Origin of the sequence: Streptomyces sp. NRRL S-495 (assembly GCF_000966955.1) — a bacterium.
In the GTDB taxonomy this organism is placed as follows: domain Bacteria; phylum Actinomycetota; class Actinomycetes; order Streptomycetales; family Streptomycetaceae; genus Kitasatospora; species Kitasatospora purpeofusca.
The window spans coordinates 16412-28392 of sequence record NZ_JZWY01000272.1; the positions used below are offsets into that span (position 1 = coordinate 16412).

An 11981-nucleotide genomic window follows, 5' to 3' on the forward strand; every position below is an offset into this window, starting at 1 on the left:
ACGGAGCACGGAGGCACCCGCCCCGCTCACCCACGCAGACCGGACAGAAACCCGGCGGCGGGGGCAGCGGGCGGACGGGTAGGTTCGAGGGGTGACGACGAATCCTCCGGGCGCGAAGCTGATCCTCCTCATCACGACCCACCGGGTGGCCCCCGGCCTGCTGTCCTGGCCGGCCTGGGAGGCCCTGCGCTCGGCCGGGCGGGTGCTGGTCGGCGACGCCGGTCACCCGCAGCTGCCCGCCCTGCGGCAGGCGGGTGTCGAGGTGGAGGTCGTGGCGCCGGGCTCGGCCCCCGCGCTGGCCCGGCTGCTGACCGGGGCCCCGGCGGACGGCGCCGCCGGGGCCGGGGCGACGGTCTGGCTGGGCGGCCCGGACGGCGACCCGGGGCTGACCGACGCGCTGGCCCGCCTCGCGGTCGAGCACGCCGGTGAGGTGCCGGAGATCGAGGTGCTGCCGGGTTCGTACGACCTGCCGGGCTCCCGGCTGCTGGACCTGGTGTCCGTGATGGACCGCCTCCGCTCGCCCGGCGGCTGCCCGTGGGACGCCGAGCAGACCCACGCCAGCCTGGTGAAGTACCTGGTCGAGGAGGCCTTCGAGCTGGTCGAGGCGATCGAGGAGGGGGACCGCGACACCCTTCGAGAGGAGCTCGGCGACGTGCTGCTCCAGGTCTTCTTCCACTCCCGGATCGCCGAGGAGCACCCCACCGGGGCGTTCTCGATCGACGATGTGGCGGGCGACATCGTCGAGAAGCTGATGTACCGGCACCCGCATGTGTTCGGGGACACCGAGGCGGACGGCGCGGCCGAGGTGGAGGCCAACTGGGAGACGCTCAAGGCGGCCGAGAAGTCGGACCGGGAGTCGGTGCTGGACGGCGTCCCGGCCGGGCTGCCCTCGCTGGCCTACGCGGCGAAGTTGGTGTCGCGGGTGCGCCGGTCCGGGTTCGCGGGCGTGCCGGACGAGCCGTACGAGCTGCCCGCCGAGCTCACCGCTGAGTCCGCGGGTCGGTTGCTGCTCGCGGTGGCGCAGCGTGCGCACGATGCCGGGCTCGACGTGGACGCCGCACTGCGGGCGGCGGCGCGGGGCTACCGCGACACGGTGCGCGCCGCGGAGGGCCTGAAGCCCGCGGAGTAACCGCGCAGCCCGAGCAGCCCGAGCAGCCCTGAGCGACCGAGCAGCCCCGACCGCCCCCGGCCCCTCAGACCGCGGCGACGTCCGCCACCGGACGGCGCTGCGGCGGAACGACCTCGCCGATCGCCTCGCCGACCAGCGCGACGAGTTCGGCGAGCCGCTCCAGGTCGAGGTGGGCGGGCAGGTCGGAGAGGGAGACGATCCGCTCGCCGTCCGGCCCGGCCACGCAGAACAGGTCGATCGGGCCCAGGTGCTTCTCGGCGGTGTCGACCAGCGCGGCGACATCGCTGGGGCGGCGGACGTCGCCGCACACCCCGACGACCGGGCAGCCCGGCCGGTCGAGCTCGGTGGCGAGGTCCTCGGCGACCCCGCCCCGCTGGTCGGCGATCAGCATCCCGGCGGCTCCCGCCGCGGTGAAGCGGCGGGCGAGGCCCGCCCCCGACCCGCCGTCGAGTACCGCGATCACGATGACCGCACCGGTGACCCGCATGGCCCTGCTCCTCCCTGTGGGCGGCTCCGCACCGGCGCCCACGGACATCTTGCGGAGGATCGTAGGCACGACCGGATCCTCCGCAACAGGAATTACCCCTCAGGTGACCAGGCTCACGCCTGCTCCTGCCCACCATCACCGGAACGATCACCGGAACGAGCGCCGGGCGGTGGGAACGGCGGCGCCCACGGTGCGGTGCCGGGGACGCGCCCGGGATACCGTCGACCCATGCCAGCTCAGCCCGCTTCCGCCCGTCCGCCCCTGTTCACCTGGGAGTTCGCCGCCGACCCGTATCCGGCGTACGCGTGGCTGCGCGAGCACGAGCCGGTGCACCGGACCACCCTGCCCAGCGGGGTGGAGGCCTGGCTGGTCACCCGGTACGCGGACGCCCGCCAGGCGCTCGCGGACAGCCGGCTCTCCAAGAACCCGGCGCACCACAGCGAGCAGGCCCACCGCACCGGCCGGGTCGGCATCCCGGGCGAGCGCCAGGCCGACCTGATGACGCACCTGCTGAACATCGACCCGCCGGACCACACCCGGCTGCGCCGCCTGGTGTCCAAGGCCTTCACTCCGCGCCGGGTGGCCGCCTTCGAGCCCCGGGTGCAGCAGCTGACGGACCGGCTGATCGACGGTTTCGCGGCGCGCGGATCGGCCGACCTCATCCACGAGTTCGCCTTCCCGCTCCCCATCTACGCGATCTGCGACCTGCTCGGGGTGCCGGCCGAGGACCAGGACGACTTCCGGGACTGGGCCGGGATGATGATCCGCCACGGCGGCGGCCAACGCGGCGGCGTGGGGCGGGCGGTGAAGCGGATGCGGGCCTATCTCGCGGAGCTGATCCACCGCAAGCGCGCGGACCTCGGGGACGACCTGATCTCGGGGCTGATCCGGGCCAGCGACCACGGTGAGCACCTCACCGAGAACGAGGCCGCGGCGATGGCCTTCATCCTGCTCTTCGCGGGCTTCGAGACGACGGTGAACCTGATCGGCAACGGCGTCTACGCGCTGCTGCGCAACCCGGGTCAGCGGGCCCTGCTCCAGGAGTCGATCGGGCGCGGCGAGAGTGGTCTGCTGGAGACCGGGATCGAGGAACTCCTGCGCTACGACGGCCCGGTGGAGCTGGCCACCTGGCGGTTCGCGACGAGCCCGCTGACCATCGGCGGGGTGGAGATCCCGGTCGGTGACCCGGTGCTGGTGGTGCTGGCGGCGGCGGACCGGGACCCGGCGCGGTTCGCGGACGAGAACACCCTCGACCTGGCCCGGGCGGACAACCCGCACCTGGGCTTCGGGCACGGCATCCACTACTGCATCGGCGCCCCGCTGGCACGACTGGAGGGGCGGGCCGCGCTGACCACCCTGCTGTCCCGGCTGCCGGACCTCCGGCTCGCCGCGGACCCGGAGGAGCTGCGCTGGCGCGGTGGTCTGATCATGCGCGGACTTCGTGAACTTCCGGTGGAGTTCACGCCGGAAACGACATCGGAGGCAACCTCCGCGGACCCCTCGGCAGTTCACTGAGGGGGACTCACGGGGGGACTCACGGGGGGCTCACGACACGCTGACGCGGAGTCTCCACGAGACGGCTCCGGGGGGTGTGAACCTCCATCAATCCGGACATACCTCTTCGGTTGGTAGGCAATCCATCACCTGACGTGATTTCCGTGTGATAGCGGCGATATGAGCTTGTGATTGCTCTGAAGATCTGTCTACTCTCCGGGGAGCCCGCGGAAGCGGGTCCCGTGCGCGGAACGCCGAGTCCTGCCCGCCGCGTCACCGGAAACCGACCAGAACCCTGGGCAGGGGCGGGGGAACCAGGTCTTGCGCCGTCTCCCACGGCTTGGGGTGAAGCCGCCTCCGTGCGGCCGGGCCACCTCCCGGTCCGAACCCGACAGCTCACCTCGCAGGCGTGCGGAGAGGGACTTCTTCATGCTGTTCGTCGGAACCGGCCGTCACCGTCGCCGCACCCAGACCGAGAAGGCCATCGCCGTCGCCGGTGTCGCCGGCGTCGGACTGGCGATGCCGATCCTCACCGCCACCGGCGCCTCGGCCGCCCCGGCCTCGACCTGGGACGCGGTCGCCCAGTGCGAGAGCGGGGGCAACTGGAGCATCAACACCGGCAACGGCTTCTACGGCGGCCTGCAGTTCACCTCCAGCACCTGGAAGGCGTTCGGCGGCACCTCCTACGCGCCGCAGGCCAACCAGGCCTCGAAGGCGGCGCAGATCACCGTCGCCGAGAAGGTGCTGGCCTCGCAGGGCCCGGGCGCCTGGCCGGTGTGCTCCAAGAAGGCCGGTCTGAGCAAGGGCGGTGCCCCGGCGGCGGTCGACACCTCGGCGGACGCCGCCCCGGCCGCCCCCAAGCCGCAGGCCCAGCCGCCGCAGCAGGCCCCGCAGGCGCAGATCGAGCAGCAGGCCCCGAAGGCCGCGCCGAAGCACGCCGCCCCCAAGTCGCAGGCCCAGCAGGCCCCGCAGACCCAGCAGGCTCCGAAGTACGCGCCGAGGCACGCCCAGCCGGCTCCGCAGGTCCAGCAGCAGACCCAGCCGCAGGCGCCGTCGTTCTCCGGCCGGGCCGGCTGGGACGCCGACGCCAAGGTGTTCTGGTACCAGAACAACGGCGCCTGGTACTGGACCAGCCACCAGGGTGTGTACCAGCAGTACGCCGGCCAGGGCACCGCCCCCGCACCGCAGCAGACGCAGCAGGCCCCGCAGGTCCAGCAGGCCCAGCAGCCGCAGGCCGGCCAGGGCTACACCGTCCGCTCCGGCGACACTCTCGCCGGGATCGCGACCGCGCAGGGTGTCCAGGGCGGCTGGCAGGCCCTGTACGACGGCAACCGCGGCACCGTCGGCGGCGACCCGGACCTGATCGTCCCCGGCCAGGTCCTCGCCCTCGGCTGACGCTCCGCCCACTCCGCTGCCCGCTTCCCCGCCTGCCCGTCACCGGACAGGCGGGCAAGCGGACGGGCGGACAAGCGGACGGGCGGACAGGAGGGCAGACGCGCCGGCACCGGCCCGTTCCGCCCCCTTCGTCCGCCCCGGGACGTCCGAGGCCGGGCAACCAGGTGAACTACCGGTGGGTAGCACAGCCACACGCTGAGACGGAGCCGAGGTCGACGTGGCCCGGACAGCCGGTGCGGTTAGGCTCTGGTCGTAACGACTCCGCAATCGTCCGGCCGACGGCACCCCACTGTCAGCCGGTACCTGCTTCCGCTAGGAGATGCCTCGTGCCGTCCATCGATGTCGTCGTAGCCCGTGAGATTCTCGACTCGCGCGGCAACCCCACGGTCGAGGTCGAGGTCGGCCTCGACGACGGCAGCACCGGCCGTGCCGCTGTCCCGTCGGGTGCCTCCACCGGTGCCTTCGAGGCCCTGGAGCTCCGCGACGGCGACAAGAACCGCTACTTCGGCAAGGGCGTGGAGAAGGCCGTCCTGGCCGTCATCGAGCAGATCGGCCCGGAGCTGGTCGGCTACGACGCCACCGAGCAGCGCCTGATCGACCAGGCCATGCTCGACCTGGACGCCACCCCGGACAAGTCCTCGCTCGGCGCCAACGCGATCCTGGGCGTCTCGCTGGCCGTCGCGCACGCCGCCTCCGAGGCCAGCGACCTGCCGCTGTTCCGCTACCTGGGCGGCCCGAACGCGCACGTCCTGCCGGTCCCGATGATGAACATCCTCAACGGTGGCTCGCACGCGGACTCCAACGTCGACATCCAGGAGTTCATGATCGCTCCGATCGGCGCGGAGTCCTTCTCCGAGGCCGTCCGCTGGGGCGTCGAGGTCTACCACACGCTCAAGGGCGTGCTGAAGGAGCGCGGCCTCTCCACCGGTCTGGGCGACGAGGGCGGCTTCGCCCCGAACCTGGACTCCAATCGCGAGGCCCTCGACCTCATCGTCGAGGCCATCCAGAAGGCCGGCTACGTGCCGGGCAAGGACATCGCGCTGGCCCTGGACGTCGCCGCCTCCGAGTTCTACGAGGACGACGCCTACCAGTTCGAGGGCAAGGGGCTCACCTCCGCCGAGCTCATCGAGTACTACGCCGGCCTGGTCGCCGCCTACCCGCTGGTCTCGATCGAGGACCCGCTGGACGAGTCGGACTGGGACGGCTGGAAGGCCATGACCGACAAGCTGGGCGACAAGGTCCAGCTGGTCGGCGACGACCTGTTCGTCACCAACCCGGCCCGCCTGGCCCGCGGCATCGAGACCGGCACCGCCAACGCGCTGCTGGTGAAGGTCAACCAGATCGGTTCGCTGACCGAGACCCTGGACGCCGTCGAGCTGGCCCAGCGCAACGGCTACCGCTGCATGATGTCCCACCGCTCCGGCGAGACCGAGGACGTCACCATCGCCGACCTGGCCGTCGCCACCAACTGCGGCCAGATCAAGACCGGTGCCCCGGCCCGCTCCGAGCGCGTCGCCAAGTACAACCAGCTGCTGCGCATCGAGGAGATCCTCGACGACGCCGCCGAGTACGCCGGCCGCGGCGCCTTCCCGCGGTTCAAGCACGAGGGCTGACCCGCCCGGCCGCCCGAGTGGCGCACGCCTGACCGGTGCCCCGCCGTTCACCCCGTAGGGTGGTCGGCGGGGCACCGTCGCGACCAGGAGGGGACACCGGAGATGGCAGGCTGGAGGATCCCGGGCTTGGCGGCCCGGCCTCGGTTCACGAGCCGGGCGACCGTCCTGGTCCTCGTGCTCTGCTCGCTGGTGGCGATCCTGGCCTACCCGACCCGGCAGTTCATCTCGCAACGGTCCGAGATCACGGCGCAGCGCGCCCGGGCCGAGCACGCCCGGCAGCAGGTCGAGCAACTGCGCCGGGAGAAGGCCCGCTGGCAGGATCCGGAGTACGTCAAGGCGCAGGCCAGGAGCCGGCTGCACTACGCGATGCCGGGGGAGACCCCGTACATCGCGGTGGACCCGGCGGCCCAGGACCCGGCGAAGTCCTCGCTGGGCGCGCCGCCGCCAGCGCAGGGCCCGGCCGCCGGGACGGTCAAGGCCGCCCGGCCCTGGTACGCCAGTGTCTGGGACTCCGTCGACGCCGCTGCCGCCGCCCCCGTGGCCCCCGCCGCTCCCGCGACCCCCGCTGCCCCGGCGCAGCCCGGCGCAGCCGGCCCCTTCCTCACCACCCGCCCCCGCCTCCGCTGGAGACAGCCCCTCCCATGACCACTGAGAACCACCCCACCGTCTCCGACCAGGACGTCGCGGCCATCGCCGCGCAGCTCGGCCGGGTCCCGCGCGGTCTGCGCGGCGTCGCCCACCGCTGCCCGTGCGGCAACCCGGACGTCGTGGAGACGGCCCCCCGACTGCCGGACGGCACGCCGTTCCCGACGCTGTACTACCTGACCTGCCCCAAGGCCGCCTCGCTGATCGGCACCCTGGAGGCGGACGGCGTGATGAAGGAGCAGAGCGCCCGGCTCGCCGAGGACCCGGAGCTGGCCTCGGCCTACCAGAAGGCGCACGAGGACTACATCGCCCGCCGGGACGCCATCGAGGTGCTGGAGGGCTTCCCGAGCGCCGGCGGCATGCCGGACCGGGTCAAGTGCCTGCACGTGCTGGTCGGCCACTCGCTGGCGGCCGGCGAGGGCGTCAACCCGCTGGGCGACGAGGCGATCGGGATGCTGGAGGACTGGTGGGCCAAGGGCCCGTGCGTGTCCCCGGCGGAGGTCGAGGCGGCCGGTGAGCGGGTGCTCCGCAACCGGGCCAAGGAGCAGGACCACGAGGCCGTGATCGCGGCCAAGGAGCAGAAGACCGCCGACCGCGCCGCCAAGCGGGCGGCGCAGGAGGCGGACGGGGCGGACGAGGCAGGGGAGGCCGAGGCATGAGCACGACCAGGGTGGCCGCGATCGACTGCGGGACCAACTCGATCCGGCTGCTGGTCGCGGATCTCGACCCGGAGACCGGGGAGATCACCGACCTGGACCGGAGGATGATCATCAACCGGCTGGGCCAGGGCGTGGACCGCACCGGCCGGCTGCACCCGGACGCGCTGGAGCGCACCTTCGCGGCCTGCCGGGAGTACGCCGAGGTGATCTCCGGCTTCGGCGTCGGCCCCGAGCGGATCCGCTTCGTCGCCACCAGCGCCTCCCGGGACGCCGAGAACAGCGCCGAGTACGTCGACGGCGTGCGGGCGGCCCTGGGGGTCGAGCCCGAGGTGGTCAGCGGCGAGGAGGAGGCGCACCTCTCCTTCGTGGGCGCCACCAAGGAGCTCACCGGCGGCACCTTCGCCACCCCGTACCTGGTCTTCGACCTGGGCGGCGGCTCGACCGAGTTCGTGCTCGGGGCCGAGGACGTCGAAGCGGCCCGCTCGGTGGACATCGGCTGCGTCCGGCTGACCGAGCGGCACTTCGGCGGCGCCGAGCTGCCCTCGGACGAGCAGATCGCCGAGGCGCGGGCGCATGTGCGGGCGGAGCTGGACCGGGCCGAGGAGGCCGTTCCGCTGACCGGTGCGGCGACCCTGGTCGGCCTGGCCGGGACGGTCACCACCATCTCGGCGATCGCCCAGGACCTGCCGCGGTACGACTCGGAGGCGATCCACCACTCGCGGATCTCCCGCGAGCGGGTCGCCGAGATCGCGGACCGGCTGCTGCGCGCGACCCACGCGGAGCGGGCGGCGATCCCGTCGATGCACCCGGGCCGGGTGGACGTGATCGCGGCCGGCGCGCTGGAGCTGCTGGAGATCATGGCGCGGACGGGCGCCGCCGAGGTGGTCGTCAGCGAGCACGACATCCTGGACGGCATCGCCTGGAGTATCGCCCGCTGACCAGGCACGAGGCTTACCGCTCCGGCCCCGGAGGCCCTTCGAGGGCCCCGGGGCCGGGGCGCGCCCGGGGCCGTGCGGAAAAGTTCGTGAATTTCTTCACATGGGGATCCGCCCGTTCGCCGCGCTGCGCGGTCCGGTCCGTCCGATATGTGGGACCGAAGGCTCGCTCGGCGTGATAACCGCAGGATCGTAGGTTTCGACCCGTCAGGGGTTTGAAAATCGAAATCCCGTGCGGGAACCAGGCCCCGTCATGGATCGTTGCTGCTCAGCGGGGCCGTCGTCACGGATGTGCCCACCGGGGGGCCGGAATGGCCGTGAGGTGTCGGCCGGGGGGTCGAAACGGGGGCGCGAAGTGTAGCAGAGGGGGTCCATCCGCTTGTGAGCGGGCTCACGAAGGCTGCTCCGAACGGTGCTGGATACTTTCGGATATGAGCACCACGGAGCGTCCTCGCATCCTCATTGTCGGCGGTGGTTACGTCGGCCTGTATGCCGCGATGCGCATCCTCAAGAAGATGCGCTACGGCGAAGCGACCGTCACGGTCGTGGACCCGCGGTCGTACATGACGTACCTGCCCTTCCTCCCCGAGGCGGCCGGCGGCAACGTCGCGCCCCGCAACCTCGTCGCGCCCCTGCGCACCGCGCTGAAGAACGCGGAGGTGCTCACCGGTGCGGTCACCGGTGTGGACCACGAGCGCAAGATCGCGACCATCCAGCCTTCGGCGGGCGACTCGTACGAGCTGCCCTTCGACTACCTCGTCGTCGCGACCGGGTCGGTCTCCCGCACCTTCCCGATCCCGGGTCTGGCCGAGCACGGCATCGGCATGAAGACCGTGGAGGAGGCCATCGCCCTCCGCAACCACGTCATGGCGCAGCTGGACAAGGCCGAGTCCACCACGGACGAGGCCATCCGCCGCAAGGCGCTGACCTTCGTGATCATCGGCGGCGGCTTCGCCGGCGTCGAGACGATCGCCGAGATCGAGGACATGGCGCGCGACGCCGCCAAGATCTACAAGACGGTCAGCCGCGACGACATGCGCTTCATCGTGGTCGAGGCCGCCAACCGGATCCTCCCGGAGATGGGCCCGGACCTCGGTCTGTGGACCAAGGAGAAGCTCGAAGAGCGCAACATCGAGGTCTACATCGAGACCTCGATGGACTCCTGCGTCGACGGCCACGTCGTGCTGAAGAACGGCATGGAGACGGACGCCTCCACCATCGTGTGGACGGCCGGCGTGAAGCCGAACCCGGTGCTGGCCCAGTTCGGCCTGCCGCTGGGCCCGCGCGGCCACGTCGACACCGCGCCGACCCTCCAGGTCCAGGGCTTCGACTACGTCTGGGCCGCCGGCGACAACGCCCAGGTGCCGGACCTCGCCGCCGGCGAGGGCGCCTGGTGCCCGCCGAACGCGCAGCACGCCGTGCGCCAGGCCGCCGTCCTCGGTGACAACGTGATCTCCGGCATGCGTGGCTTCCCGCAGCAGGAGTACAAGCACAAGAACCTGGGCGCGGTCGCCGGCCTCGGCCTGCACAAGGGTGTCGCGATCCTCTTCGGCAAGTACAAGCTGAAGGGCCGTCCGGCCTGGTGGTTCCACCGCCTGTACCACGGCGCCATGGTCCCCACCTTCAACCGCAAGGTCCGCGTCTTCACCGACTGGACCCTCGCCGTCTTCCTGAAGCGCGAGATGGTCGGCCTCTCCCAGATGGAGAACCCGTACCAGCCGATCCAGGAGGTCACGGCGCCGACCAAGCGTCCCGCCGTCGAGGCCGCGAAGCCGGCTGCCGACAAGGAGCTGGCCACCAGCAAGTAGCGACTACGGCCCGGTGTGGGAGCACCGGGTATGAGTCGGAGGCTCTCCGCCCGGCACCGTTGCCGGACCACGACCTCCGTGGTGCTCAGCCGGCTGTGCGAGTCGGGCGGAGTACAAGAAGTAGCGAGAAGGCCCCTGCCGAAACCCTCCGGCAGGGGCCTTCATGCTGCTCGTGCGGTGCGTCAGTCGGTCTTGATGCTGTCCAGGATGTCCAGCCCGGCGGCCCGGCGGGCCGGCCAGAAGGCGGCCACCACGCCGACCAGGCCGGCCAGGGCCAGGAAGAGCAGCAACTGGCCGAACGGGAGCACCGTGGTCATGGTGGGCAGGCTGGACTTGAGGGTGCCGTTGATCGCCCAGGCCGTGAAGCAGCCGAGCAGGACACCGATGCCGGCGCCGAACACCGAGATCACCACGGACTCCAGCCGGACCATCCGCTTGATGCCGCGCCGGTCCAGGCCGATCGCCCGCAGCATGCCGATCTCGCGCTTGCGCTCGAAGACCGACATCGCCAGGGTGTTGATCACCCCGAGGACCGCGACCACCACCGACATCGCCAGCAGCCCGTACATCATGTTCAGCGCGAAGGTGATGTTCTGGCTGAAGCCGTCCCGGACGTCCTGGCGCGACTTGACCTCGATCACCGGGTTGGCGCCGGTGGAGTCCTTGAGCGCCTTCCGCAGCGCCTCGGTCTCCCCGTCGGTGCCCTTGACCAGGACGCTGTCCAGGGAGGGCTGGGGGTCGTGCTTGAGGATCTCGCTGTTGGCCAGCATGGCCCCGCCGAGCAGGTCGTTGGTCTCGTAGACGCCGCCGACGGTCAGGGCGCCCTTGGCGTCGCCGGGGTAGCCCACCTCGACGGTGGAGCCGGTGTCGACCCCGAGCTTCTTCGCGAGGTCATCGCCGAGCAGCAGCTTGCCCTGGCCGAAGGAGGCCGAGGAGCCGCTCTTCATCTTCACCGTGAGCAGCTTGTCCAGGCTGTCCGCGTTCAGGCCGGTGATCGTGTTGGACTTGCCGTTGAGGTTCCACTCGACCTCCAGCAGCGGCGAGGAGGCGGCCACCCCTGCGGCCTTCGCGGCCTCGGCGGGGACCTTGTCGGACAGGCTCATCCCGTTCGCGGCGGAGATCAGGTAGTCGGCCTTCATCGCGCTGGTGATGGCCCGGTCCACGGTGTCGGAGACCGAGGCGCCGATCACCGTCAGACCGCTGACCAGGGTGAGGCCGATGGTGATCGCGGCGGCGGTGGCGGCGGTGCGGCGTGGGTTGCGCACCGCGTTCTGCCGGGCCAGCTTGCCGGGCATGCCGAACAGCTTGCCGAGCACCGGTCCGACCAGGGCGATCACCGGGCGGGAGAGCAGCGGCAGCAGGACGAAGACACCCAGGACGGCGAGCACGGCGCCCAGCGCGACCGGCATCCGGCCGTCCGAGTTGCCCTTGGAGGCGCCGAAGGCGACCAGGGCGATGCCGGCGGCGGCCACCAGCGAGCCGAGCACGTTCCGGACCAGCAGGGACTTCTGGGTGGCGGGCTGGTCGCCGCTGCTCATCGCGGCGACCGGGGCGATCCGGGCGGCGCGGACGGCGGGCAGCAGCGCGGAGAGCACCGTCACCAGCACGCCGACCACCAGGGTGACCACCACGGTCAGCGGCTTGACCACCAGCGGGCCGGTCGGGAGGCTGTCGTTCAGCGAGGCGATCAGGGACTGCAGGCCCGCGCCGATGCCGAGGCCGGCGAGCAGGCCGGCCGAGGCCGCGACGGTGCCGATGGCGAACGCCTCGATCAGCACCGAGCGGGTCACCTGCTTGCGGCTGGCGCCGATCGCCC

The 11981-nt window shown here is 72.0% G+C and carries 9 protein-coding genes, 1 pseudogene and 1 riboswitch; of the genes and pseudogenes, 8 read left to right on the forward strand and 2 right to left on the reverse strand.

Annotated features, from left to right (window positions below):
- Positions 1-91 precede the first annotated feature (91 nt).
- Positions 92-1129, forward strand: a complete 1038-nt coding sequence (locus tag VR45_RS15635; protein WP_045940364.1) for a MazG family protein — start codon at positions 92-94, stop codon at positions 1127-1129.
- A 64-nt stretch (positions 1130-1193) separates the two neighbouring features.
- On the opposite strand, the gene VR45_RS15640 is transcribed toward VR45_RS15635, so the two are convergent.
- Positions 1194-1616, reverse strand: a complete 423-nt coding sequence (locus VR45_RS15640) for an SDR family NAD(P)-dependent oxidoreductase (RefSeq protein WP_045940365.1) — start codon at positions 1614-1616, stop codon at positions 1194-1196.
- Between the two features lie 228 nt (positions 1617-1844).
- On the opposite strand from VR45_RS15640, the gene VR45_RS15645 reads away from it, so the two are divergent.
- From VR45_RS15645 to VR45_RS15675, 7 genes and pseudogenes are all read left to right on the forward strand, one after another.
- Positions 1845-3131, forward strand: coding sequence for a cytochrome P450 (locus VR45_RS15645; protein ID WP_045940366.1), 1287 nt, complete (start codon positions 1845-1847; stop codon positions 3129-3131).
- 254 nt (positions 3132-3385) lie between these two features.
- Positions 3386-3534, forward strand: a riboswitch (cyclic di-AMP (ydaO/yuaA leader).
- 5 nt (positions 3535-3539) lie between these two features.
- On the forward strand, positions 3540-4505 hold the full coding sequence (locus VR45_RS50070) for a transglycosylase family protein (RefSeq protein WP_045940367.1): 966 nt from the start codon (positions 3540-3542) through the stop codon (positions 4503-4505).
- Positions 4506-4831: 326 nt separating this feature from the next.
- Positions 4832-6118, forward strand: coding sequence for a phosphopyruvate hydratase (eno, locus tag VR45_RS15655; protein ID WP_045940368.1), 1287 nt, complete (start codon positions 4832-4834; stop codon positions 6116-6118).
- Between the two features lie 126 nt (positions 6119-6244).
- Entirely contained in the window at positions 6245-6763 is a 519-nt protein-coding gene (locus VR45_RS15660; protein ID WP_052709116.1) for a septum formation initiator family protein, read from the forward strand.
- A pseudogene (locus VR45_RS15665) lies at positions 6742-7257 on the forward strand (DUF501 domain-containing protein); the annotation flags it as partial. The gene VR45_RS15660 and the pseudogene VR45_RS15665, both read left to right, overlap by 22 nt.
- Positions 7258-7418: 161 nt before the next feature.
- Positions 7419-8360: a Ppx/GppA phosphatase family protein gene (locus VR45_RS15670; RefSeq protein WP_030398004.1), complete on the forward strand. Its 942-nt coding sequence runs from the start codon at positions 7419-7421 to the stop codon at positions 8358-8360.
- Between the two features lie 428 nt (positions 8361-8788).
- Positions 8789-10165: an NAD(P)/FAD-dependent oxidoreductase gene (locus tag VR45_RS15675; RefSeq protein WP_030398003.1), complete on the forward strand. Its 1377-nt coding sequence runs from the start codon at positions 8789-8791 to the stop codon at positions 10163-10165.
- Between the two features lie 182 nt (positions 10166-10347).
- Here VR45_RS15675 and VR45_RS15680 read toward each other — a convergent pair.
- Positions 10348-11981 (reverse strand): ABC transporter permease (locus VR45_RS15680; RefSeq protein ID WP_045940370.1); only part of this gene is annotated, 1634 nt, incomplete at its 5' end.

Excerpts from the sequence above, each read along its gene's own strand:
- VR45_RS15675 (WP_030398003.1), top strand. The coding sequence starts at position 8,789 with ATGAGCACCACGGAGCGTCCTCGCATCCTCATTGTCGGCGGTGGTTAC.
- VR45_RS15645 (WP_045940366.1), top strand. The coding sequence starts at position 1,845 with ATGCCAGCTCAGCCCGCTTCCGCCCGTCCGCCCCTGTTCACCTGGGAG.
- VR45_RS15640 (WP_045940365.1), bottom strand. The coding sequence starts at position 1,616 with ATGCGGGTCACCGGTGCGGTCATCGTGATCGCGGTACTCGACGGCGGG.
- VR45_RS50070 (WP_045940367.1), top strand. The coding sequence starts at position 3,540 with ATGCTGTTCGTCGGAACCGGCCGTCACCGTCGCCGCACCCAGACCGAG.
- VR45_RS15670 (WP_030398004.1), top strand. The coding sequence starts at position 7,419 with ATGAGCACGACCAGGGTGGCCGCGATCGACTGCGGGACCAACTCGATC.